Annotated in this window: 29 protein-coding genes; 12 read left to right on the forward strand and 17 right to left on the reverse strand. The window is 65.8% G+C overall.

Annotated elements, in window-relative coordinates; all coding sequences use genetic code 11:
- From Q376_RS25190 to zapE, 6 genes are all read right to left on the reverse strand, one after another.
- The coding region (locus Q376_RS25190) for a hypothetical protein (protein WP_211266624.1) at nt 1-229 on the reverse strand (229 nt) is incomplete at its 3' end.
- Between the two features lie 100 nt (nt 230-329).
- Nucleotides 330-788 (reverse strand): ClpXP protease specificity-enhancing factor, encoded by a 459-nt coding sequence (locus tag Q376_RS0107945; RefSeq protein WP_027349870.1) that lies wholly within the window; start codon nt 786-788, stop codon nt 330-332.
- 93 nt (nt 789-881) lie between these two features.
- A complete protein-coding gene (sspA, locus tag Q376_RS0107950; RefSeq protein ID WP_027349871.1) occupies nt 882-1,514 on the reverse strand; it encodes a stringent starvation protein SspA in 633 nt (210 codons plus the stop codon).
- A gap of 167 nt (nt 1,515-1,681) precedes the next feature.
- Complete coding sequence (gene rpsI, locus Q376_RS0107955; protein WP_027349872.1) at nt 1,682-2,068, reverse strand: 30S ribosomal protein S9; 387 nt, start codon at nt 2,066-2,068, stop codon at nt 1,682-1,684.
- A 17-nt stretch (nt 2,069-2,085) separates the two neighbouring features.
- A complete protein-coding gene (rplM, locus tag Q376_RS0107960) occupies nt 2,086-2,514 on the reverse strand; it encodes a 50S ribosomal protein L13 (RefSeq protein ID WP_027349873.1) in 429 nt (142 codons plus the stop codon).
- 177 nt (nt 2,515-2,691) lie between these two features.
- On the reverse strand, nt 2,692-3,870 hold the full coding sequence (gene zapE, locus Q376_RS0107965) for a cell division protein ZapE (RefSeq protein WP_027349874.1): 1,179 nt from the start codon (nt 3,868-3,870) through the stop codon (nt 2,692-2,694).
- A 260-nt stretch (nt 3,871-4,130) separates the two neighbouring features.
- Here zapE and Q376_RS21860 point away from each other — a divergent pair, with 260 nt between their 5' ends.
- Nucleotides 4,131-4,586, forward strand: a complete 456-nt coding sequence (locus tag Q376_RS21860; RefSeq protein ID WP_052365063.1) for a Z-ring associated ZapG family protein — start codon at nt 4,131-4,133, stop codon at nt 4,584-4,586.
- A gap of 8 nt (nt 4,587-4,594) precedes the next feature.
- Nucleotides 4,595-5,104: a GNAT family N-acetyltransferase gene (locus Q376_RS0107975; RefSeq protein ID WP_052365064.1), complete on the forward strand. Its 510-nt coding sequence runs from the start codon at nt 4,595-4,597 to the stop codon at nt 5,102-5,104.
- Nucleotides 5,105-5,132: 28 nt separating this feature from the next.
- Here Q376_RS0107975 and Q376_RS0107980 read toward each other — a convergent pair whose 3' ends face one another.
- Entirely contained in the window at nt 5,133-5,891 is a 759-nt protein-coding gene (locus Q376_RS0107980; protein WP_027349876.1) for a Nif3-like dinuclear metal center hexameric protein, read from the reverse strand.
- A gap of 138 nt (nt 5,892-6,029) precedes the next feature.
- Between Q376_RS0107980 and Q376_RS0107985 the strand changes: the two genes are divergently transcribed.
- Nucleotides 6,030-7,238 carry a S1C family serine protease gene (locus tag Q376_RS0107985; protein ID WP_027349877.1) on the forward strand — a complete coding sequence of 403 codons (1,209 nt, stop codon included), beginning with the start codon at nt 6,030-6,032 and terminating at the stop codon, nt 7,236-7,238.
- Nucleotides 7,239-7,373: 135 nt separating this feature from the next.
- Here Q376_RS0107985 and hisD read toward each other — a convergent pair whose 3' ends face one another.
- The 9 genes from hisD to Q376_RS0108030 all read right to left on the reverse strand — a co-directional run bounded on the left by hisD (nt 7,374) and on the right by Q376_RS0108030 (nt 14,342).
- Nucleotides 7,374-8,696 (reverse strand): histidinol dehydrogenase, encoded by a 1,323-nt coding sequence (hisD, locus tag Q376_RS0107990; RefSeq protein ID WP_027349878.1) that lies wholly within the window; start codon nt 8,694-8,696, stop codon nt 7,374-7,376.
- A complete protein-coding gene (hisG, locus tag Q376_RS0107995) occupies nt 8,693-9,352 on the reverse strand; it encodes an ATP phosphoribosyltransferase (RefSeq protein WP_027349879.1) in 660 nt (219 codons plus the stop codon). Before hisG ends, hisD begins: the two co-directional genes overlap by 4 nt.
- A 104-nt stretch (nt 9,353-9,456) precedes the next feature.
- Nucleotides 9,457-10,716, reverse strand: coding sequence for a UDP-N-acetylglucosamine 1-carboxyvinyltransferase (gene murA, locus Q376_RS0108000; RefSeq protein WP_027349880.1), 1,260 nt, complete (start codon nt 10,714-10,716; stop codon nt 9,457-9,459).
- Between the two features lie 18 nt (nt 10,717-10,734).
- On the reverse strand, nt 10,735-10,989 hold the full coding sequence (locus tag Q376_RS0108005) for a BolA family protein (RefSeq protein WP_027349881.1): 255 nt from the start codon (nt 10,987-10,989) through the stop codon (nt 10,735-10,737).
- 186 nt (nt 10,990-11,175) lie between these two features.
- Nucleotides 11,176-11,553: an STAS domain-containing protein gene (locus Q376_RS0108010; RefSeq protein ID WP_043446848.1), complete on the reverse strand. Its 378-nt coding sequence runs from the start codon at nt 11,551-11,553 to the stop codon at nt 11,176-11,178.
- On the reverse strand, nt 11,546-12,202 hold the full coding sequence (locus tag Q376_RS0108015; RefSeq protein WP_027349883.1) for an MlaC/ttg2D family ABC transporter substrate-binding protein: 657 nt from the start codon (nt 12,200-12,202) through the stop codon (nt 11,546-11,548). Before Q376_RS0108015 ends, Q376_RS0108010 begins: the two co-directional genes overlap by 8 nt.
- Before the next feature lie 78 nt (nt 12,203-12,280).
- Nucleotides 12,281-12,754 (reverse strand): outer membrane lipid asymmetry maintenance protein MlaD, encoded by a 474-nt coding sequence (mlaD, locus tag Q376_RS0108020; RefSeq protein WP_043446851.1) that lies wholly within the window; start codon nt 12,752-12,754, stop codon nt 12,281-12,283.
- Nucleotides 12,754-13,533 (reverse strand): lipid asymmetry maintenance ABC transporter permease subunit MlaE, encoded by a 780-nt coding sequence (gene mlaE, locus Q376_RS0108025; RefSeq protein ID WP_027349885.1) that lies wholly within the window; start codon nt 13,531-13,533, stop codon nt 12,754-12,756. The genes mlaD and mlaE overlap by 1 nt, the downstream gene beginning before the upstream one ends.
- A complete protein-coding gene (locus Q376_RS0108030; RefSeq protein WP_027349886.1) occupies nt 13,530-14,342 on the reverse strand; it encodes an ATP-binding cassette domain-containing protein in 813 nt (270 codons plus the stop codon). Before Q376_RS0108030 ends, mlaE begins: the two co-directional genes overlap by 4 nt.
- 252 nt (nt 14,343-14,594) lie before the next feature.
- Here Q376_RS0108030 and Q376_RS0108035 point away from each other — a divergent pair, with 252 nt between their 5' ends.
- The 8 genes from Q376_RS0108035 to rapZ all read left to right on the forward strand — a co-directional run bounded on the left by Q376_RS0108035 (nt 14,595) and on the right by rapZ (nt 21,301).
- Nucleotides 14,595-15,575: a KpsF/GutQ family sugar-phosphate isomerase gene (locus Q376_RS0108035; RefSeq protein WP_027349887.1), complete on the forward strand. Its 981-nt coding sequence runs from the start codon at nt 14,595-14,597 to the stop codon at nt 15,573-15,575.
- A gap of 46 nt (nt 15,576-15,621) precedes the next feature.
- On the forward strand, nt 15,622-16,176 hold the full coding sequence (locus Q376_RS0108040; protein WP_027349888.1) for a KdsC family phosphatase: 555 nt from the start codon (nt 15,622-15,624) through the stop codon (nt 16,174-16,176).
- Between the two features lie 121 nt (nt 16,177-16,297).
- Nucleotides 16,298-16,870, forward strand: a complete 573-nt coding sequence (lptC, locus tag Q376_RS0108045) for an LPS export ABC transporter periplasmic protein LptC (protein ID WP_027349889.1) — start codon at nt 16,298-16,300, stop codon at nt 16,868-16,870.
- Nucleotides 16,871-16,947: 77 nt separating this feature from the next.
- Nucleotides 16,948-17,493 (forward strand): lipopolysaccharide transport periplasmic protein LptA, encoded by a 546-nt coding sequence (gene lptA, locus Q376_RS0108050; protein WP_027349890.1) that lies wholly within the window; start codon nt 16,948-16,950, stop codon nt 17,491-17,493.
- A 52-nt stretch (nt 17,494-17,545) separates the two neighbouring features.
- Complete coding sequence (lptB, locus tag Q376_RS0108055) at nt 17,546-18,271, forward strand: LPS export ABC transporter ATP-binding protein (protein ID WP_027349891.1); 726 nt, start codon at nt 17,546-17,548, stop codon at nt 18,269-18,271.
- 157 nt (nt 18,272-18,428) lie between these two features.
- Complete coding sequence (locus Q376_RS0108060; RefSeq protein ID WP_043446856.1) at nt 18,429-19,865, forward strand: RNA polymerase factor sigma-54; 1,437 nt, start codon at nt 18,429-18,431, stop codon at nt 19,863-19,865.
- Between the two features lie 88 nt (nt 19,866-19,953).
- Entirely contained in the window at nt 19,954-20,268 is a 315-nt protein-coding gene (hpf, locus tag Q376_RS0108065) for a ribosome hibernation-promoting factor, HPF/YfiA family (RefSeq protein WP_027349893.1), read from the forward strand.
- A gap of 145 nt (nt 20,269-20,413) precedes the next feature.
- Entirely contained in the window at nt 20,414-21,301 is an 888-nt protein-coding gene (gene rapZ / locus Q376_RS0108070) for an RNase adapter RapZ (protein WP_027349894.1), read from the forward strand.
- 110 nt (nt 21,302-21,411) lie between these two features.
- Here rapZ and pmbA read toward each other — a convergent pair whose 3' ends face one another.
- The gene (gene pmbA, locus Q376_RS0108075; protein ID WP_027349895.1) at nt 21,412-22,749 is read right to left on the reverse strand and encodes a metalloprotease PmbA; all 1,338 of its coding nucleotides are present in this window, start codon (nt 22,747-22,749) and stop codon (nt 21,412-21,414) included.
- 131 nt (nt 22,750-22,880) lie between these two features.
- Between pmbA and yjgA the strand changes: the two genes are divergently transcribed.
- Nucleotides 22,881-23,408 (forward strand): ribosome biogenesis factor YjgA, encoded by a 528-nt coding sequence (gene yjgA, locus Q376_RS0108080; RefSeq protein WP_027349896.1) that lies wholly within the window; start codon nt 22,881-22,883, stop codon nt 23,406-23,408.
- Nucleotides 23,409-23,422 lie beyond the last annotated feature (14 nt).

Genomic DNA, 23,422 nt, shown 5'->3' on the forward strand with positions numbered 1-23,422 from the left:
CCCCCTGAAAGGGGACGCGCCGCCACGAGATCGCGAAACCCTGGCCGATCAATCGCTTGCCCTCGGGTCGGCGCGCATGGACGTCTGACCGCCATGGATGGCGGGAATGCGGAAAATGCAGGAGCAGTTTTTCCGCCCTGTCCGGGCGCGCCTTTTGCGACATCCATGTCGCAAACCCCGGTGCAATCGATTGCCGGCCAGCGCGCTCTCGGAGGCGGCTGGAAGCCATCGTGGCATCTTCAAATACTTTGTCAGCCGTCTGAAAAAAAGGAGGCCCCGGGCCTCCTTTTTTCGCTTTCTCATTCCGGCCCAACCGCTCGGATCGAGACCTACTTGATCACTCGCAGCGAAGGTCGCTTACGCTCGGGGCGGTCGTCATCCCCTCCTGGCGCAGGGTTCTCCTCGTGCTCGGCGCGGCCTTCGTTGGGCACGCTCTCGAGCTTGGCACCGTTTTCTTCGTCTTCCGGCTGCGGCAGCACCGGTTCGTGACCAAAGACCATCCCCGCCCCGCTTTCCCGCGAGTAGATCGCCACCAGCGCGTCGATCGGCACCCAGACTTCCATCGGCTCGCCACCGAAGCGGGCATTGAAGCTGATCATCTCGTTCTCGATTCGCAGATCGCGCACTGCGGTCGGCGCGATGTTGAGGACGATCTGGCCGTTCTGGACGAACTGCTTCGGCACTACGACGTGTTCCTGCATCGCATCGACCACGATGTAGGGGGTATGGTCATTGTCGAGCAGCCAATCGTAGAGCGCGCGGGTCAGATAGGGTCGACTCGAGAGCATCGAATATCACTCCTGAAGCGTTTCGCGCTTCGTTCCAATGTATGGCAACGGCATCCGCCGTCGATCTCCCGACCGGGCGGGAAACGCCGCACCTCAGCGACGCAGTTCGCGTTCGGCTTCGAGCAGCGAGTCACGGAACGCATCGCGATTGAACAACCGCTCCATGTAGCCGAGCAGCGGCTTGACCTGTTTCTCCGGCAGCTCGACGCCCAGGCTCGGCAGACGCCACAGGATCGGTGCGATGCAGCAGTCCACCAGCGAGAACTCCTCGCTCATGAAAAACGGCATGTCATCGAAGATCGGCGCGATACCGATCAGGCTCTCGCGCAGCGATTTGCGCGCCTGTTCGACTTCCTTCTTCGACGAGCCCGCAGATACGATCGCATCGACCATCGGGCACCATTCGCGCTCGATCCGGTACATCCACAGCCGGCTCTGCGCGCGCGCGACCGGATAGACCGGCAGCAGCGGCGGGTGCGGGAAGCGCTCGTCGAGATACTCCATCATCACCTTCGACTCGTAGAGCACCAGCTCGCGGTCGATCAGCGTCGGTACGCTGTTGTAGGGATTCTGGTCGATCAGCTCCTCGGGATGATTGTCCTCGTCGACCTCGGTGATATCGACCGAGACGCCTTTCTCGGCGAGTACGATGCGTACACGGTGACTGTAATGATCGTCACGACCCGAGTAGAAAGTCATCGAGGACCGCTTGGCTACGACTCCCATGGAACACTCCTTGATCTAAGCGAGGGCAGATGATAGCACGCTCACCGCTGCTGCGGGTGAGAGGCGCGCCGACACAGGCCATTCAACGCGATCGCCCGGCCCCCTGAGGGGTCCGGGCGATCGTAGGACGCATCGAGCGGACGGCGAGCGCCCACCCGATACGGGGATCAGCGCTTGGAGAACTGCGGGCGACGACGCGCCTTGCGCAGGCCGACCTTCTTACGCTCGACCTTACGCGCATCGCGGGTGACGTAGCCAGCCGCACGCAGCTGCGAACGCAGCTCTTCGTTGTAGTCCAGCAGCGCACGAGTGATGCCGTGACGAATGGCGCCCGCCTGGGAAGACGCGCCGCCACCAGCGACGGTGACGTAGATGTCGAACTGCTCGGTGGTCTGGGTCAGCTCGAGCGGCTGACGAACCACCAGGCGAGCGGTCGGACGACCGAAGTATTCGCTCAGCTCGCGCTGATTGACGGTGATCTTGCCGGTGCCCGGCTTGATGAATACGCGCGCTGTGGAGGTCTTGCGACGTCCGGTGCCGTAGTACTGTGCCATGTGCTCTATCCCTCGATTCAGATGTTCAGTTCTTTGGGCTGCTGTGCGGCGTGCGGATGCTCGGCGCCCGGGTAGACCCGAAGCTTCTTGTGCATCGCGCGGCCCAGCGGACCTTTCGGCAGCATGCCCTTGACCGCGATCTCGATGACACGCTCGGGAGCGTGGCCGATCATCTGTTCGAAGGTCATGGAGCGCAGACCACCCGGGTAACCGGTATGGCGATAGTAGCGCTTGTCGGACGTCTTGTTGCCGGTCACACGCACCTTGTCGGCGTTGATCACGACGATGTAGTCGCCGGTGTCGACGTGCGGGGTGTACTCGGGTTTGTGCTTGCCGCGCAGGCGGCGAGCCAGCTCGGTCGCGAGACGGCCGAGGGTCTTGTTGGTCGCGTCGACGACGTACCAGTCGCGCTGAACGGTCTGCGGTGTAGCGCTGAACGTTTTCATCAGATTTACCTTAGTCGGGCATCGAGAGCCGCTCTGGGCGACGCAGGAATGCCAGTCCCTATTTTTCTTGGTTGTCACGCCGCGGACGACGGACAACATTCGAGCGAGCGCGCATTGTACAGGCACGCGCGAGCGGAGTTAACCCCCCGGACAGGGTTTTTCTCCGCGCCCCGGGCCTCAAGGCTTGTGCGGCAGCGAAAGAAATTCCCGCGAGCGCATCTCCTGCAAACGGGACAGAGTGCGCTGGAACTCGAAAGAGAGATCGCCCCCCTGGTAGAGAGACTCGATGCCGGTCTCGAGCGTCATCACCATCTTCACCGCGCGGTCATAGAACTCGTCGACCAGGTTGATGAACCGCCGCGCCTGGTCCTGCTTCTCGCCACCGAGACAGGGCACGTGGGACAGCAGCACGGTGTGATAGCGTCGCGACAGCTCGATGTAGTCGTTCTGGCTGCGCGGGCCGTCGCAGAGCATCGAGAAATCGAACCAGATCACCCCTTCATGCTCGCGCTTGGCGGTGAGCGTACGGTTGTTGATGCGGATGTCCACATCGCTCTCGCCTTCATCGCCGGCGACCTTGGCGAAGGTCTCGGCCAGGGTGCGCTCCGCCGCCTCGTCGTCGGGGGCGTGGAACAGGTCGAGCTGCTCGAGCGCGCGCAGCCGGTAATCGATGCCGGAATCGACATTGACCACCTCGCAGTGCTGGTTGAGCAGCGCGATCGCGGGCAGGAAGCGCGCACGCTGCAAACCGTTCTCGTACAGCCGGTCGGGCACGATGTTGGAGGTCGCGACCAGCACCACCCCCTCCTCGAACAGCGCCTCGAGCAGGTTGCCGAGGATCATCGCATCGGTGATGTCCTTGACGTAGAACTCGTCGAAGCAGATCACCTGGGCCTCCGAGGCGAACTTCGCCGCCACCCGCTTGAGCGGGTTCTTCTCGCCCTTGAAGTGATCGAGCTCCTGGTGCACCCGCTGCATGAAACGGTTGAAGTGGGTGCGCATCTTGTCGCTGAACGGCAGGCTGTCGTGGAACGTATCGACCAGATAGGTCTTGCCGCGCCCCACCCCGCCCCAGAAGTACAGCCCGCGGACGCTCGGCAGCAGCGGCGGGCGCGGCTCCGACGCCGGTTTCGAGCGGGAGAAGAAGCCGGCTACCTTGGACTTCACCGCGGCCGGCGGACGCCCCGGCTTGAGCCGCTCGCGCGGGGTCGCCACCAGCTCATCGAAGAGGCGCTGCAAGTGCCCCACCGCCCGCTCCTGGGCGGCGTCGTACTGGAAGTCCTCGCGTTCGAGGTCCTGGCGATAGCGCGCCATCGGCGAGCGCTGATCAAACGGCCGTGAGCTGGTGGTGACCATGTCGTCTCTTGTCGCCCCTGGGGTCGTCATGATGTAGGCGGGACAGTATAAGCCCCGCCGGCGCTCGACCAAAGCGCAGCCATCACCAGCGTGCCGCGGCGCGTTGACCCTGCCGCGACCTAACCGCCTATAATGGGCGCCACCGTCGGCAGGCCGTTGAAAACTCATCTGCCGGCCATGGTCGACCACGGACAGGGACGTTCCGCGGCCCCTCTGCTCGGGCGCCCGGGCGTTCGCTACGATTGAGGAGCAGGAGTGCGATGAGCGACAACATCTGGGTACTTGGAACCGTCTGCCTGCTGGTCGGCGTCATCATCGGTGCGATCGGCTATCGCTTCTTCGCCGGTGGAGCCTCGGGGCGCAGCGCCGAGCGACGGCTGGCCGAGCGCGATGCCGAGATCCGCCAGCTGCGCACCAGTCTCAATGCCCACTTCGCCCGCATGAGCGAGCTCGCCGACGGCCTCCAGCGCCAGACCCGCGAACTGACCAGCGAACTCGCCGGAGAGGCCGAACGACTGGCCGACGACGGCGGGGTCAAGCGTCGCCTCGGCCTGCTCTCCGGCCGGCGCAGCCTCGAAGAGGTCGAAGAGGAAGAAGCGGCAAGCCTCGCGGTGCCGCGCGACTACGCCGACGCCAAAGGCACGCTCGCCGAGGACTACGGCATCAAGCGCGCGGACGATGAAGCCGAAGGCATCACCCCACCACCGCGCTACTGATCCGGCCAATGTCGCCACCTGCGCTGCTGCGCCTGATGCGGGAAACGGATCTTCCCGCCGTACTCAGGCTGCAGGCGGCCTGCTATCACGAACTCGAGCCTGAGTCCCAGGCGACGCTCGAAAGCAAACGCGCCGCCTCCACGCGCAGCTGCTGGGTCGCCGAGCGTGACGGCCAGGCACTTGCCTACCTCTTCACCCTGCCATGGCGCTTCGACGCACCGCCCGCGCTGGACGCCCGCTGCGAGGGCCTGCCGCTCGCACCCGATACCCTCTACGTCCATGACCTGGCGATCGCGCCGGAAGCGAGGGGCCAAGGCATCGGCGAACGCCTGGTCGAAGCCGCGCTAGCGTTCGGCCGCGCCGAGGGCCTCGAGCGCTCCTCGCTGATCGCGGTCCAGGGCGCGCAGCGCTATTGGTGTCGCCACGGCTACCGGCCGCTCGATCCTCTCAGCGCCACGATCGCCGCACGCCTCGAGAGCTATCCAAGCGGCGCATGCTACATGTGGCGTACGCTCTAGGGCTTTGAGGCTCGTCCGCCCCACGCGCTCAGACCGGGTTATCGATATCGACGAAGCGATGCTCGATGTCGAAGCCCGAGGCGAGCCACTCACCCAGCGCCCTGATCCCATCGCGCTCGGTGGCGTGATGGCCGGCGGCGAAGTAGCTGATGCCCAGCTCGCGCGCCAGGTGAGTGGTACGCTCGGAAATCTCCCCCGAAACGAAAGCGTCGGCACCGCCTGCATGGGCGGCTTCGATCATGTCCTGGGCGCCCCCGGTGCACCAGCAGATCCGCTCGAGCGGCCGATCGTGCCCCTGGATCACCAGCGGCGCGCGGCCAAGGCGCTGCTCGAGCCGTGCGGCGAAGCCGCAGTGATCGAGGATTCGGTCGGCACGCCCGGAGTAGAGCAGTCCGGTACCGAGCTCGCCGTCCAGCGCCCGCTCCACCCGCCAGCCCATCCGCTCACCGAGCAGCGCGTTATTGCCAAGCCGTGGATGGGCGTCGAGCGGCAGATGCCAGGCGACCAGGTTGATCCGATGCTCGAGCAGGGTGGCAAGCCGTCGACGCTTGATCCCGACCACCCCGACTGGCTCGCTCTTCCAGAAGTAGCCATGGTGGACCAGGAGGAGATCGGCCTCCCACTCCACCGCCTGGTCGAGCAGCGCCTGGCAGGCAGTGACGCCGCTCATCACCCGCTTTATCCCGCTCTTGCCCTCGACCTGCAGGCCGTTGAGGGTGTAGTCCTTGAAACGATCGGCGGCGAGCTCGCGACTCATCGCCTCGATCATCGCATCGCGGTCGGCCATTGGGTCTTCTCCACTGGTGGATTTTGTCGCCGTCGACGCTACCATGTTGGCCGCGGCGATCAAGGCGTAACCTCGCCGATGTACCGCCTTACCCACCCGTCGCCCGGCAGCGCCGAGCGACCGATCTAGGAAACCGCCATGCGTCGATTCCTGGCCCCGCTGATCTGGCCAGCCATTTGTGGCGTGCTGCTCGCACTGCTGCTGGTCGACCACGTTCCACAATTGATCGGCAGCGGCGACCGCGCGACACCCCAGGCACCCGCCACCGTCCAGGCACCGGCCGCCCCGAATGGCCAGACGGGCCCGGCGGGCTACGCCGACGCGGTCGCCCGCGCCGCGCCCGCGGTGGTCACCGTCTCATCGATGAAGCAGCTCAGTGGTGAAGAGACGCCGCTGATGAACGATCCGTTCTACCGCCAGTTTCGCCACCCACCGACCAACGCCACCGAGCAGCCGATCAATCTCGGCTCCGGGGTGATCGTCAGCGCCGAGGGCTACATCCTCACCAACAACCATGTGATCCGCTCCGCCGACGAAATCGAGGTGACGCTCGCCGACGGCCGAACCACCACCGCAAGCGTGGTCGGCACCGACCCCGATACCGACCTGGCCGTGCTCAAGATATCTTTGGACAACCTGCCGACCATCGCGCTGGCCGATTCGACCCAGATCCGCACCGGTGATATCGCACTCGCGATCGGCAACCCCTTCAACGTCGGCCAGACCGTGACCAGCGGGATCATCAGCGCAGTGGGCCGCGCGCGCCTGGGCCTGAGCGCCTACGAGAACTTCATCCAGACCGATGCCTCGATCAACCCGGGCAACTCGGGCGGCGCACTGGTCAATGCCGAAGGCGCGCTGATCGGGATCAACACCGCGATATTCTCCCGTTCCGGCGGCTCGCAGGGCATCGGCTTCGCGATCCCCACCAACGTCGCCCGCAGCGTGCTGGAAGATATCGTCACCCAGGGACAGGTGGTGCGTGGCTGGCTCGGGATCGAGGCGCAGCAGGAAATGCCGCTGGCCCGTTCGCTCAACTTCAACACCCCGGGCAGCGTCGTGGTGACCAGCGTAGTGCCCAACGGACCCGCCGCGAGCGCGGGAGTGCGGGTGGGAGATCGCATCCTGGCGATCGACGGTGCGCCGCTGCTGGACCCCAATGCGGCGATCAACGAGATCGCCGATGCGCGCCCCGGCACCATCATCGCGCTGATTCTCGATCGCGGTGGCCACCGCCTCGAGGCACGCATCACCGTCGGCGTACGCCCGCCCAACCTGCCGACCATCTTCAACCCACTGCAGTCCAGCGACAGCGGCGAACAGAACGCCCCTCCCACCCCTCCCTAGCGGGGTCGCGGAGGCGGCAAAGGGCTTCGCACCGCCCGGCGTCGGGCAGCAGCGGCCACAACGAGAAGGGCGCGCATCTTTCGACACGCGCCCTTCTCGTTCGAGCCAGCGATCCCCTAGGCGGGTTGACACGCCCTAGCGCTTGATTCGATTCTCCGCCGCTCTCGCGTGCGCGGTCAGCGACTCGCCCCGCGCCAGGATCGAGGCGATCGGCCCGAGGGCGCTCGCGCCTTCAGCGGTGCAGTGGATGATCGAGGAGCGCTTCTGGAAGTCGTAGACCCCGAGCGGTGAGGAAAAGCGCGCGGTACCCGAAGTCGGCAGCACGTGATTCGGCCCGGCGCAGTAGTCTCCCAACACCTCCGCGGTATAGCGGCCCATGAAGATCGCACCGGCGTGGCGCACGCCATCGAGCAGCCGTTCGGGCTCGGCCACCGAGAGCTCCAGGTGCTCAGGGGCGATGCGGTTGACCAGGGCCAGCGCCTCGGCTTCGTCGGCGACTTCGATCAACGCACCGCGCTGACCGAGCGAGGTCTCGATGATCGCGCGGCGCTCCATACCCGGCAGCTGACGCGAGATGCTCGCCTCCACCTCATCGAGGTGGGCGCGATCCCAGCTGATCAGGATCGCCTGAGCCTGCTCGTCGTGCTCGGCCTGGGAGAACAGATCCATCGCCAGCCAGTCCGGGTCGGTGCCACCGTCGGATACCACCAGGATCTCCGAAGGCCCGGCGATCATGTCGATGCCGACCTGACCGAACACCGCACGCTTGGCGGTGGCGACATAGATGTTGCCGGGACCGACGATCTTATCGACCCGCGGCACGCTCTCGGTGCCGTAGGCGAGCGCCGCCACTGCCTGGGCGCCGCCGATGGTGAAGACCCGTTCGACGCCGGCGACGTGAGCGGCGGCGAGCACCAGTTCGTTGACCGCGCCATCGGGGGTCGGCACCACCATCACCACCTCGCCGACGCCAGCGACGCGGGCGGGGATCACGTTCATCAGCACCGAGGAGGGATAGGCGGCCTTACCGCCGGGCACGTAGACGCCCACCCGATCGAGCGGGGTGACCTTCTGGCCGAGCACGGTGCCATCGGCTTCCTGGTACTGCCAGGACTCGCCACGCTGGCGCAGGTGATAGGCCTCGATTCGCCCAGCCGCGGCTTCGAGCGCCTCGCGCTGCTCATCCGGCAGCCCGGCGAAGGCGGCGGCGAGTCGCGGGGCTTCGAGCGTCAGCTCGGCCATCGACACGGCGTCGAGGCGATCGAAACGACGGGTGCAATCGAGCAGCGCGAGATCACCTTCGCGCCTTACCGCGCGAATGATCTCGTCGACCCGCGTCTGGACCTCTGCGTCGGAGACACCCTCCCAAGCGAGCAGGGCATCGAGACGGGCATCGAAATCCTCGTCACGGCTGGAGAGCCGCGCAAGCGGTGCGGCGGAAATTGGCATTTCACTCATGATCTGGCCTCCTGATCGACGCGCCGCGCCTCGACCGCGGCGCGCAGCCGGGCGACCAAGGGCTTGAGGCGCTGGTGGTGCATGGTCATCGACGCCTTGTTGACCACCAGCCGGGTGCTGATCTCGCTGATCAGCTCACGTGGCTCCATGCCGTTGGCACGCAGGGTATTGCCGGTGTCGACGATATCGACGATCTCGTCGGCGAGATTCATCAGCGGCGCGAGCTCCATCGCCCCATACAGTTTGATCACCTCGGCCTGGATGCCCTGGGAGGCATAGTAGCGCTTGGCGATGTTGACGAACTTGGTCGCCACCCGGCGCCGAGCGTGTTCGGGCGGCGTTCCGGCGACGCCGGCGGTCATCAGCCGGCAGCGCGAGATCTCGAGATCGAGCGGTTCGTAGAGCCCCTTGGCACCGTGCTCGAGCAGTACATCCTTGCCGGCGACGCCAAGGTCGGCGGCGCCGAGCTGGACGTAGGTCGGCACATCGGTGGCGCGAATCACGATCAGTTTGACGCCGTCGACGCTGGTGTCGAACAGCAGCTTGCGGCTGCCGCCGAGGTCTTCCAGCGGCTCGATCCCCGCCTCCGCCAGCAGCGGCAGCGTCTCCTGGAGAATGCGCCCCTTGGAGAGCGCGATGATCAAAGGCTTGCTCATGACTTCAAATGGTTCCGACTTGGCGAACAGTGACGGCAGGGAGAGAACACGCGCTGACCGGCCGGCGGTACCACCACCCGTGGCGATACCCGCACACCCGCGCCCTAGCCCGGCACGCGGCGAATCTTGGCCCCGAGCAGCTGCAGCTTCTCCTCGATGCACTCATAGCCACGATCGATATGGTAGATCCGGTCGACCACGGTGTCGCCGACGGCGGCGAGCGCGGCGATCACCAGGCTCGCCGAAGCGCGCAGGTCGGTAGCCATCACCGGCGCACCGGAGAAGCGCTCGACGCCCTCGATGATCGCGGTATTGCCCTCGAGCGCGATCCGCGCCCCCATCCGGCAGAGCTCCTGCACGTGCATGAAGCGGTTCTCGAAGATCGTCTCGATCACTCGCGAACTGCCTTCGGCCAGCGCATTCATCGCCACGAACTGCGCCTGCATGTCGGTGGGGAACGCGGGATAGGGCGCGGTGCGCAGGCTGACCGCACGCGGGCGGCGCCCATGCATGTCGAGCGAGATCCAGTTGGTGCCGACATCGATCTCGGCGCCGGCCTCCTCGAGCTTGATCAGCACTGCTTCCAGCGTGTCGGCCCGGGCGTTGCGTACCCGTACCCGCCCACGGGTAGCGGCCGCAGCGACCAGGAAGGTGCCGGTCTCGATCCGATCGGGCATCACCGAGAAATGGCAGCCATGCAGCTCATCGACGCCATCAATGGTGATCGTACCGCTGCCCTGGCCGCTGATCCGCGCGCCCATCGCGATCAGGCAGTCGGCGAGATCGACCACCTCGGGCTCGCGGGCAGCGTTCTCGAGCACCGTGCGGCCCTTGGCCAGGCACGCGGCCATCATCAGGTTCTCGGTGCCGGTGACGGTCACTACGTCGAGGACGATGTGAGCGCCCTTCAGGCCCTCGGGGGCGCGGGCACGGATATAGCCATTCTCCACCGCGATTTCGGCGCCCATCGCCTCGAGCCCGCGCAGGTGCAGGTCGACCGGGCGACTGCCGATGGCGCATCCACCCGGCAGCGAGACGTCCGCACTGCCGTAGCGCGCGACCAGCGGGCCAAGCACCAGGATCGAGGCGCGCATCTTCTTGACCAGATCGTAGGGGGCATGGCAGTCGCGCACACGACCGCCGAGCTGGAGGCTCATCTTCTCCTCCATCACGCACTCGATACCCATCCGCCCGAGCAGCTCGAGGGTCGTGGTGATGTCCTGGAGATGGGGCAGATTGCTGATCGTGATCCGATCGGTGGTCAACAGGGTGGCGGCAAGGATCGGCAGCGCCGAGTTCTTCGCACCGGAGGCCCATACCTCGCCGCAGAGCGGCGCGCCGCCGGTGATGATCAGTTTGTCCATTCGCGGGTTCCGAAGGCGTCAGCGTGAAGTGACAGCGGTGTTTTGCGCCCACTGCTCGGGCGTGTAGGTGCGGATGCTCACCGCGTGAAGCTCGCCACTGGCGATCTCGTCACCGAGCGCGGCGTAGATCAGCTGCTGGCGCTTGACCGGGGAGAGCCCCTCGAAACGCTGGCTGACCGCGGTCACCTGGAAGTTGCAGCCTTCGCCCTGGATGTGGAACTCGCAGTCGTCGATCCGGGATTCGAGCCGTGCCTTCACCTCTTGAGGTTGCATGGTCGATATCACTCCTCTCATAACGCCTGGCACCAGCCGATGACGCCGGGCGGGTGCTGGAAAACGGGGGGCAGCCGGTTCACCCTGGAGCGAACCGGCTACCGAAGAATTCAAAGGGGCACCATATTAAACGGCGCAGGGCATCGACTGAAAGGGGCGGACCACGATTGGCAGGCCAAGCGTGGCTCAGGCGGAAGTGGAAAGACGCTCGGCGCTGGAGGCAAAGACCGGAGCGAGACCGGAAAACTCGACCAGATCGCGCATCCGCGCCGGCAGCTCGATCGCCTCGACCTCGAGACCGCTTTGCCGCGCGGTGCGCAGCCACTCCAATAGCACGCAAAGCACCGCGCTATTGGAGATCTCGACGCCATTGACGTCGAAGCGCACCTTGCCCTGCACTGTCTTTTTCTGCCCTGCCCTGTCCTGCCCGCGCTTGCCGAGCCAGGCGCGCCCGGCCTCGGCGAGCCGGGCGGCGCTGTCGAACCCGGGACGTCCCTGGACGACGAGCGTATCGCCCTCGGCGCGCAGCGTGACGTCCTCGCTTTCGATCAAAAGCTCAGCCATTCGCGCCGTCCGAGCCGTCCGAACTCTGGATCTCTTCCACCGCGGCACTCGGGTCCCAGGCCTGGATGACCGCGTCGAAATCCCGATTGTGCTCGCGCATCGCCTGGTCGAACTGGTTGCGGAAAGTCAGCCCGAGATTGATGCCGTTGACGATCACGTTGATCACTTTCCAATCGCCGTTGCGCTCACGCATGGTGAAGGAGACCGGGTAGCGCTTGCCATCGGTACCGCGCACCTCGAGGCTGACGTTGGCCTGGTCGTCGTAGCGCTGCGCCTGCTGTGCGCTGCTCACTTCGAGCTCTTCGTAGTCGAAGGTGAGCAGGCCGTGCGTGAGGGTGTCGAGCGTGGACTCCTGGAACGTCGACGCGAAGCGCTGGCGCTGCTCGGCCGAGGCCGCCTGATAGTAGCGCCCCATCACCATCGCGGCGATATAGGGAAAATCCGCGATCGGCAGCAGCTGGCGTTCGAGCAGGGTGCGCAGCTCATTCGGATTCTGCTGGAACTCGGCGCTGCGTCCGTGGGTCTCCTGCTGCAGCTGATTGATGCTGCGAGTGACGATATCCGCCGGCTGCTCGGCGCGCGCGACGCTAGCGAAGGCGATTGCCATCCCCATCGTCAGCAGCGCGCAATATTTGACTATAGCTTTCATCGATTGCTCCTGATGCGGACGCCGCGGGCGCGGCGCCTGGGTGACCGCCGGCGCCATCCGCTGGCGCCGACGCCGGACTCAGCTGCCGCTGCTGCCCATGTTGGAAATGAACTGCTGAATCAGATTCTCGAGCACCAGCGCCTGCTGGGTGTCGCGGATGGTGTCGCCATCCTTGAGCGTCTCGGGATCGGCCCCGGTGGTGAGCCCGACGTATTGTTCGCCGAGCAGCCCCGAGGTGAGGATCGCCGCGGTGCTGTCGGTGCTGAGCTTGTCACGCAGCTCATCGCTGATCTCCATCGTGACGTGGCCGTCGAACCACTGGTCGTCGAGGGAGATGGCGGTGACCCGCCCCACCGTGACCCCGGCCATGGTGACCCGCGAATTGGCGCGCAGGCCACCGATGTCACCGAAGTTGGCATGGAGCGTGAAGGTCTCGCCGCGCTGGCCCGGAGTGATGCCGCTCACCTGCAGACCGAGATAGATCAGCCCGAGGAAGCCTGCGAGAACGAACAGGCCTACGCCACACTCCATCAATCTGGTGCGCTGCTTCATCAACTGTCTCCAAACATCAGCGCGGTGAGCACGAAGTCGAGCCCGAGCACCGCGAGTGAACCATAGACGACCGTGCGCGTGGTGGCACGGGAGATACCTTCGGAGGTGGGCACCAGATCATAACCCTGGAATACCGCGATCCAGGTCACCACCAGGCCGAACACCACGCTCTTGACCACGCCGTTGAGTACGTCGTGGACGAAATCGACATTCGCCTGCATGTTGCCCCAATAGGAGCCCGGATAGACGCCCAGCCACTCGACGCCCACCAGGTAGCCGCCGTAGATCCCGACCACCGCGAAGATCACCGCCAGCAGCGGCATGGAGACCAGCCCGGCCCAGAGCCTGGGCGCTATCACCCGGCGCAGCGGATCGACCCCGATCATCTCCATGCTGGTGAGCTGTTCGGTCGCCTTCATCAGGCCGATCTCGGCAGTCAGTGCGGAGCCGGCGCGCCCGGCGAACAGCAGCGCAGCGACCACCGGGGCGAGCTCGCGCAGGAGCGAAAGCGCCACCATCTGGCCGAGCGCGGCGTCGGCGCCGAAATCGACCAGGATCATGTAGCCCTGCAGCGCGATGACCATGCCGATGAACAGCGCCGAGACCAGAATGATCGGCAGCGACAGCACACCGACGAAGTGCATCTGGCGCAGCCACAGGCGAAACCCCTCGATACTGGGCATGCCGAACAGCGAGCGTACCAGCAGGATCGCCGAGCGGCCGAGGCCGCCGACCACATCGAGCGTGCTACGGCCGAGCCCGGCCAACCAATCGATCATTCCGGCCTCCCCGCACCAAGCAGCTCGTCGGCGAAGGGTGCCGCCGGATAGTGGAACGGTACCGGTCCATCCGGTTCGCCGTGGATGAACTGGCTGACCTTCGGGTCGGCCTCGGTATCCAGCTGGTCAGGCGTGCCGTGGGCCATCACCCTGCCATCGGCGATCAGGTAGACGTAGTCCGCGATCGACAGGGTCTCCTGGATATCGTGGGAAACGATCACCGAGGTCATCGCGAAAGCGCGGTTCAGGTCTTTGATCAGCTTGACCAGCACGCCCTTGGAAATCGGGTCCTGGCCGACGAACGGCTCGTCGTACATGATCAGTTCCGGATCGAGCGCGATCGCGCGGGCGAGCGCTACGCGACGCGTCATGCCGCCGGAGAGCTCGGACGGCATCAATTCGCGGGCACCGCGCAGCCCTACCGCCTCGAGCTTGATCAATACCTGGTCGCGAATCATCGACTCGGGCAGATCGGTGTGCACCCGCAGCGGGAAAGCCACGTTCTCGAACACCGACAGGTCGGAGAACAGCGCGCCGCTCTGGAACAGCATCCCCATCCGCCGGCGCAGCGCGAACAGCGCCCGGCGGGAGAGCTGGTGGACGTCCTGCCCGGCGATGCTCACCCGGCCCGCGTCGGGCACCAGCTGGCCACCGATGAGCTTCAGCAAGGTGGTCTTGCCGGTGCCGCTCGGCCCCATGATCGCGGTCACCTTGCCCGCCGGCACCTGCAGGTCGACGCCGCGAAAGATCTCGCGATCGCCACGGGAGAAACTCAGACTGGCGACTTCAATTAGATTCGAGCGGATCATGCCACTCCCATCGTTGCAAATTGACCGAAGCGCCGACCGGCAGCTTCGAACGCAGCGGAGTATCATCGAAGACGGCGACGGGGGAAAGCACCCCATCGCCTCTACGATGCGGCCGCCAAATTATCGAACATTGTATCCTAACATCAAGTTCGGTGTACTCCTCGCACCGATCGCGATACTCAAAGCCGCCACTGGCGCCCACCGCGCGCGGCGCGCTTGATGCCAGCGTGCACTCAGGCCAGAATCCGCACCATGATCAAAGACTTGGATTTCGACTTCAGGGCCAGCGCCCGGCGTACCCTGACCCTCGAGCGCGATGCCATCGAGGCGCTGGTACCGCGCCTCGACGCTGGCTTCGACCACGCCTGCCGGCTGGTGCTCGCCTGCCAGGGCCGGGTGGTGGTGACCGGCATGGGCAAGTCAGGGCATATCGCCCGCAAGCTCGCGGCGACCCTGGCGAGCACCGGCACCCCGGCGTTCTTCCTCCACCCGGGCGAAGCCAGCCACGGCGATCTCGGCATGCTTACCGAGCGGGACGTGGTGATCGCCCTCTCCCACTCGGGCGAGACCCGCGAAGTCACCGAGCTGCTGCCGCTGTTCAAGCGCAAGGGCGTGGCGGTGATCGCGCTCTCGGGTCGACGCGCCTCGACTCTCGGCCGCCACGCCGACGCCTTTCTCGATGGCGGTGTGGAAAAGGAAGCCTGCCCGCTCAACCTCGCGCCGACCTCTTCGACCACCGCCGCCCTCGCCCTTGGCGATGCGCTGGCGATCGCGCTGCTCGAGGCCCGCGGCTTCGGCATCGAGGACTTCGCCCTCTCCCACCCGGGCGGCAGCCTCGGCCGCCAGCTGCTGCTCACCGTCGCCGACGTCATGCACGAAGGCGAGGAGATCCCTTGTGTCTCACCGGGTGATTCGGTACGCGACACGCTGTTCGAGATCACCGAGAAGGGGCTCGGCTTCGCCTGCGTGGTCGACGCCGAACGGCATCTGCTCGGCATCTACACCGACGGTGACCTGCGCCGGACCCTCGATCGCCGGATCGATCTCGACAGCGTGCCGATCGAGCAGGTGATGACCTCGACCCCGCTCAGCGTCACCCCATCGATGCTCGCCGCCGAGGCGCTCAGGATCATGGAAAAGCGCAGCATCACCGCACTCGCGGTGCTCGACCCCGAACGTCGCCTGGTCGGCGCACTGAAGGTCCAGGACCTGCTCAACCGGGGCGTGGTCTAGGGCGACACGCCCGAACGCCCCTCCTTCGCAAAGGAACTCCACCGCGATGACTCTACCTTCTCCCTCCCTCGGTGAACGCGCGTCCAGGGTGCGGCTGCTCGCGCTCGACGTCGACGGCGTGCTCACCGACGGTGCGGTGCACTACCACTCCGACGGCGGCGAAACCAAGGTCTTCGACACCCAGGATGGCCTCGGCCTGAGGCTGGCGCTGGAGCACGGCATCGACGTCGCCTTGATCACCGGACGCGACTCGCCGATGGTCGCAAGACGCGCCGGCGAGCTGGGTATCGCCCATCTGCTCCAGGGACGCAACGACAAGCACCGAGCGCTCACCGAACTGGCCTCGCGGCTCGGCATCGCCCTCGACCAATGCGCCTACTGCGGCGACGATCTTCCAGACCTCGGCGCGATCCAGGCCGCGGGGCTCGGCCTCAGCGTGGCCAACGCCCCGGAATACGTGCGCGTCCACGCCGACTACGTCACCGAGCGACGCGGCGGCCAGGGCGCGGTACGCGAGCTGTGCGAACTGCTGCTGGAAGCGCGCGGGGCATGGGCCGGGATAGTCGCCGGCTACCTACTGCCGCGCCAGGCCACGCCATGACGTATACTGCGGCCCTGTGGCGGAACTCCCGCTCGATCCTGGGTTCTCAAGCCGCAGCGGCGAACGCCGCGCGCACTGGGACCGCACCGATTTGATCACACGCCCTAGGACACGACTCGGCATGGCATGGTTGAAACGCAACGCGAACCGCTTGTGGCTGGTACTGATCCTGCTCGCGGTCGGCGGGGTGCTCGCGCTGATCGACCAGCGTGGCGAGCTGCTCTCGCCCGGCCCGCTGCCCGACAGCAGCGAGGGCGAGCCGGACTACTATCTCGAGCAGGTCGTCTATACGCGTTTCGACCAGCAGGGCCGCCCGTACCAGACCCTCGAATCGCCAAGGGTGACCCATATCAGCGACAGCGACGTCAGCTTCACCGACACGCCGGTGATCGGGCTGATCGACGAAAACGAGCGTCATTGGCGAATCACCGGCGACCGCGGCCGAGTCGGCCCCGGCGGCGATCGGATCACGCTGTCGGGCAACGCGCGCGCCGTGCAGCCCGATGACCTCTGGCGACTCGAGACCGATACGCTCGAATACGACCGCGACAGCGCACGGGTGTGGAGCGACAGCGAATCGCGCTTCTTCCAGGGCGAGCAGCGAACCCGTGGCGATCGTTTCCAGGCATGGATCAACGAGGATCGCATGCTGCTCGAAGGCAACGTCAGCGGTACGCTGCTGCCCGAGCGCTGAGCCGCGCCGTCGATCGAATACCCACGGCGGTCGACCGCCGACCAGCACATCACTAGCGAACAGCAAGGAACCCGGTCATGACCCCACGACGGCTCATCCCTACTCTCCCCGCCGCCACCGCGCTGCTCGCCATGCTGCTCGCCGGCCCCGTGCTGGCGCTGGAGAGCGACGCCCAGCAGCCGATCCACATCTCCGCGGACCAGCTGACGATCGACGATCAGGCCGGCACCGCGGTCTATACCGGCACCGTGCACGTCGAACAGGGCAGCCTCAAGCTCGATGCGCAGCGCGTCGAACTCCAGCGCGGCGCCAACGGCGGCCTGTCGACCATGCGCGCGACCGGCACCAGCGGCCAACGCGCCTATATCGAACAGCAGCCGAGTCCTCAGGAATCGTTGGTTCGCGGCTGGGGCGACACGCTGATCTACCACGCCGGCGAGCGGCGGGTGGAGATGCTGGGCAACGCCGAGCTGCACCGCGGCGGCGACACCTTCACCGGTGCCTACGTCGAGTACTTCCTCGATTCGCGGCAGGTCAATGCCCGTGGCGGCCAGCAGTCCCAGGGAAGCGAAGCCGGCGGCCGGGTCAACATGACGCTTACCCCCGAAGGCGGCAGCAACTGACCCGATCCACGCACCTCACCAGCCGAATCCCCAAGGATCAGCGGAGCGATCTATGAAAACGCTGCACGCCGCCCACCTGGCCAAGAGCTTCAAGAAGCGCCGGGTGGTCCAAGACATCAGCCTGTCGATCAGCCAGGGCGAGATCGTCGGCCTGCTCGGCCCGAATGGCGCTGGCAAGACCACATCGTTTTACATGATCGTAGGCCTGATCCAGGCCGACGCCGGCCGGGTCAGCATCGACGATCTCGATCTCAGCCAGAAGCCGATGCACGTACGCGCGCGCGCTGGCATCGGCTACCTGCCCCAGGAAGCCTCGATATTTCGCAAGCTGAGCGTGGCCGACAACATCCTCGCGATCCTCGAGACCCGCAAGGACCTCGACCACAAGGGCCGCAATGCCCGCCTCGACCAGCTGCTCGAAGAGTTCAGCATCAGCCACATCCGCGACAACCAGGGCATGAGCCTCTCCGGCGGCGAACGCAGGCGCGTCGAGATAGCCCGCGCCCTGGCCACCGAGCCTGCGTTCATCCTGCTGGACGAGCCATTCGCCGGGGTCGACCCGATCTCGGTCAACGAGATCAAGGGCATCGTGCGCCAGCTGCGCAGTCGCAACATCGGCGTGCTGATCACCGACCACAACGTGCGTGAGACGCTCGACATCTGCGACAACGCCTATATCGTCGGCGACGGCAAGATCATCGCCGAAGGCGATGCCAGCGCGATCCTCGCCAATCAGCATGTGCGCGACGTCTATCTCGGCCAGGACTTCCGCCTTTGATGCTTCGAGGCAGGCACCCGCCGCCCCAAAGGCACGAAAAGCCCTGTCTTAGCAAGCTGGCATGAAACTTGCTAACCACAACGATTTTAATTCTTGCACATCCTCGTCAGGCCGGTATAGCGTTAGGGCATCCCATTGAGAATGCCCTGACACCACGATGATGAAATCCTCCTTGCAGCTGCGTGTCGGCACCCAGCTGACGATGACGCCACAGCTACAGCAAGCGATCCAGCTGCTGCAGCTGTCGACGCTGGATCTGCGCCAGGAGATCCAGACAGCGCTCGAGAGCAATCCCATGCTCGAGCTCGACGAGGAATTCTTCGACCAGGAATCGAGCGACGAGGAGCGCCGTGATCCCGAGGCCGAGGACGAATGGGCCACGGACATCCCCACGGAGCTCGTCCTCGACAACGAGTGGAGCGACACTTTCCCGGATGCCGCGCTGGGGGCGATCGGTCCCAGCGGCGGCGAGCCGGTCGACATCGAACGCAACGCCCGGGGCGAAACCCTGTTCGACCTGCTCAGCTGGCAGACCAGCCTGCTCGATCTCGACGCCCGTCAGCGCCAGATCGCCGAGACCCTGCTCGATGGGCTCGACGACAGCGGTTATCTCCGCGACCCGTTCGACGAACTCGTTGAGGGGCTGCGCGCCCAGGGCCTCGAGAGCGTCGATACCGGCGAGGTCGAGGCGGTGCTGTTCCAGCTCCAGCAGCTCGAGCCCACCGGCGTGTTCGCCCGCGACCTGCAGGAATGCCTGTTGCTCCAGCTCGACGCGCTGCCCGCGGGTACGCCGCATCTCGCCCAGGCACGCCGGCTGGTACGCCAGTTCCTCGACGCGCTGGCCGGCTGCGACATGAAGCTGCTCAAGCGCCGCCTCGGTCTCAACGACGCCGAGCTGGACGCGGTGATCGCGACGATCCGCACGCTCGATCCCTATCCCGGCCAGCGTTTTTCCAACAGCACCCAGGAGTACGTGATTCCCGACCTCGCACTGCGCCACTACAGCCACATCGGCTGGCAGGTCGAGCTCAATCCCGAGGCGCTGCCGCGAGTGAGGATCCAGGCCGATTACGCCAACCTGATCCGACGGGCGGACAAAAGCGACGACAACACCTTCCTCAAACAGCACCTGCAAGAGGCCCGCTGGCTGATGAAGAGCCTGTCGAGCCGCAACGAGACCCTGCTCAAGGTCGGGCGCGAGATCATGCTGCGCCAGCGCGACTTCATCGAGCGCGGCGAGGAAGGCATGCGGCCGTTGATCCTCGCCGATATCGCCGAGGCGGTCGGCATGCACGAATCGACCATCTCGCGAGTGACCACCCACAAGTACATCCACACGCCGCGCGGCGTGTTCGAGCTCAAGTACTTCTTCTCGAGCCACGTCGGCGGAGAGGGCGACACCCATGCCAGCACGGCGATACGCGCCCGGATCAAGAAGCTGATCAGCGAAGAGCCCGCGCGCCGCCCGCTCTCGGATGCTCGCCTGGTCTCGCTGCTGGCCGAGAACGGCATCGTCGTCGCACGGCGCACCGTAGCCAAGTATCGCGAGTCGATGGGGATCCCCGCCTCGAGCGAGCGCAAGCGCCTAGCCTGAAATAGAAGCAATAATCATCATCGGGAGGCTTGGTCGAGCGCGCAAAACAGCTACAATCAAAGTGTCCATCGCAGCTAAGGAGCATGTCATGCAGGTGAACATCACGGGTCATCACGTTGAACTGACCGACGCACTGCGCGACTACGTAAACCAGAAGCTGACACGCTTGGTGCGCCACTACGACAACATCACCAATGTTCAGGTGACCCTGTCGGTGGAGAAAGAACGCAAGCAGGCAGCGTGCAAGATGAACGTCTCGGGAGGAGAGCTCCACGGCACCGACGAGCAGGACGACATGTACGCAGCGATCGATTCGATGATCGACAAGCTCGACCGCCAGCTGGTCAAACACAAGGAAAAGCACCTGGCGCGCGCCCAGGGCACCGGCACCGCTGGTCTCTGATTCCCAGCCGCCTCTCTGCCGACACGCCCTCACGCGGGGCGTGTCGTGTATCCGTCACCATTGCCGGCGAAGATGACCGCTGGCCGCATTCGAATTCCATCCTTCGCGGGTATCCGCTCCAACCAGCGCGAGGAATCGCAGCATGATGCAAGTGGTGATCATCAGCGGCCGCTCCGGCTCTGGAAAATCGATCGCACTCCAAGCGCTCGAGGATCTCGGCTTCTACGCCATCGACAATCTTCCCGCGATGCTCCTGGTCGCACTGCTCGACGAGCTCGAGACCCATTCACCCGAGCGGCGCAGGGTGGCGGTCAGCATCGACGCGCGCAATCTTCCCAACGCCCTCGAACGGCTACCCGAGCTGGTCGAATTCCTCGGTGCGCGCGAGATCGATCTCCAAGTGGTCTATCTCACCGCCGATTCACGCCAGCTGCTCGAGCGCTATTCTGCCACTCGGCGACGTCACCCACTGACCCGCGGGAGCGACATGACGCTCCTGGAAGCGATCGAGACCGAGGAGCACTTCCTCGCCCCGATCCGCGACCTCGCCGACCTGGTGATCGACACTTCCAACCTCTCGGTGCACGAGCTGCGCGCACGGATCGCCGAGCAGGTCGCCTGCCATACCACCGTCCAGCTGACCCTGAGTTTCGAGTCGTTCGGCTTCAAACACGGCGTCCCCCACGACGCCGACATGGTGTTCGATGCCCGCTGCCTGCCCAATCCTTACTGGGAGCCGATGCTGCGCGATCATACCGGGAGAGACCAGCCAGTGATCGAGTTCCTCGAGCGCGCCCCGGAAGTCGAGGCGATGTTCAGCGAGATCCGCGACTGGCTGGAGCGCTGGCTGCCCGCCTATCTCTCGAGCCACCGCAGCTACTTCACCGTAGCGATCGGCTGTACCGGCGGCCAGCACCGCTCGGTCTACCTGGTGGAGCGCCTCGCCCGCCACTTCGCCAGCCAGTATCCCTCGGTACGCCTGCGCCACCGCGAGATGAAAGTGCAGCGCACCATCGAACCGCTTGTCGGCTGACACCGCCCGCTCCACGTTCCAACCGAGGAGCGAACGCCCCTCGGCCCGCGGTACGTGCCTGCGTGGTGGGCCTCGGTCTCGACACGCCGGCCACACCTAGCCGGCCGCACCTAGCCGGCCACCATCATCTCCTCGAGCAGCCAGCTGCCGCTGTGCACGTTGCCGCGTCGATCGACGTCGTCCCCGATCCCCACCAGCGAGGCGAACATCCGGCGCAGGTCGCCTGCGATGGTGAAACCCTCGACCGGATACTGGATCGCGCCGTTCTCGACCCAGAACCCCGCGGCGCCGCGCGAGTAGTCTCCCGTCACCGTATTGACCCCCTGCCCCATCAACTCGGTCACTACCACCCCGCGCGACATCTTCGCCAGCAGCGCCTCGAACGACTCGAGCGGCGCGCTGATGCGCAGGTTGCGGGCGCCACCGGCGTTGCCGGTGGAGCTCATCCCCAGTCGCCGGGCGCTGTAGCTCGAGAGCAGGTAGCTCGCCAGCCGCCCGCTATCGATGAATCGATTGTCGCGCGTCGCCACCCCTTCGCTGTCGAAGTTGGCGCTGGCGCTGCCGCGCATCTCGCGGGGACGCTCGAAGAGCGAGAACCACTCGGGGAAGAGCGTCTCGCCGAGGGCGTCGCAGAGGAAAGACGACTGCCGATACAGCGCTCCTCCGGCGATCCCCTGCAGCAGGTGCCCCACCAGGCCACTGGCGAGCTCGGGCACGAACAGCACCGGGTAGCGTCCGGTGGCGAGCTTGCGGCCGCCGAGTCGGCGCAATGCGCGCTGCGCCGCGCTGCGACCCACCTCTTCAGGATCGCGCAGCTGACCGGCCTCACGCGCGCTGGAATAGTCGTAGTCGCGCTGCATGCCCACCTGGTCGCGGGCGATCAGCACGCAAGAGAATCCATGGCGGGTACCACGCTGCCCCTGGAGAAAGCCGAGGCTGTTACCGTAGACGCTGACCCCTTCATGGCTTGAGACCGAGGCGCCCTCGGAGTTGTCGATCCCCGCGACCTCGAGCCCCGCGCGCTCGCAGCGGCTCGCCAGCGCGATCGCTTCGTCCGGGCTGAGCGCCCAAGGATGATAGAGATCGAGATCGGGGAACTCGGTGGCCAGCCGGTCCGGATCCGCGAGTCCCGCAGCCGGATCCTCGCCAGTGAACTGGGCGATCGCGCAGGCGCGCTCCACCGCCTCGCGCACCGAGGGCTCGCTGTCGTCGCTGGTGGAGGCGCTGCCCTTGCGGGTGCCGAAGTAGACGGTCACGCCGATCCCCTGGTCGCGCGAAAGCTCCATGGTATCGATCTCGCCCAGGCGTACGCTTACCTCCAACCCCTGGCTCGCGCTCGCGCCCACTTCGCAGGCGCTGGCCCCCTTGGCCTTGGCGTGTTCGACCGCGAGAGCGACCCTCGCCTCGAGAGTCCGCTGCTGCTGCTTGGCATCGAAGGCCTCGCTCATGAAATTCTCCTGAAATGCCGATTCGTCCGGGACTCGCTCGCAAACCCGGTCCTGATCCATCGAAGCCTCACGCCGACGAGATCGAGCGAGGCTGCTATACTGTCGCGCCGCATCCGTTCGAGAACCAAACGATGGCCAGACCCCCGAAGCACGGCACCGAAGAAGACGTCTCCCTCGACGAGGCCGCGCCGAGCAAATCGAGCCGCAAGCGCGAAATGACCGCGCTGCAAAAGCTCGGCGCCGAGATCATCGAGCTGTCCCCTGCGCTGCGCGGGCGCCTGCCGTTGTCCGACGACATGCTCGCGGCGATCGAGGAGATGGGCCGGATCAAGGCCCACGAGGCGCGACGTCGCCATATGCAGTACGTCGGCAAGCTGATGCGCAGCGAGGATCTGGCAGGCATCGAGGCCGCGTTCGCCGCGATCGAAGACGAGAAGCAAGCGCGCGACCTTGCCTTCCACGAACTCGAAGGCCTGCGCGATCGCCTGATCGAAGAAGGCGACCAAGCGCTCGACGAAGTGCTCGCCCGTTTTCCCTCGATCGAACTCTCGAGCCTGCGCCAGCTGGTCCGCAATGCCCGGCGCGAACGCGCGGCCGACAAACCGCCGGCCAGCGCGCGCAAGCTGTTCAAACTGCTGCGCGACGCCAGCGGGCGCTGAGCGCCAGCCAGGCC

The sequence above is a fragment of the Halotalea alkalilenta DSM 17697 genome, assembly GCF_000621205.1.
In the GTDB taxonomy this organism is placed as follows: Bacteria; Pseudomonadota; Gammaproteobacteria; order Pseudomonadales; family Halomonadaceae; genus Halotalea; species Halotalea alkalilenta.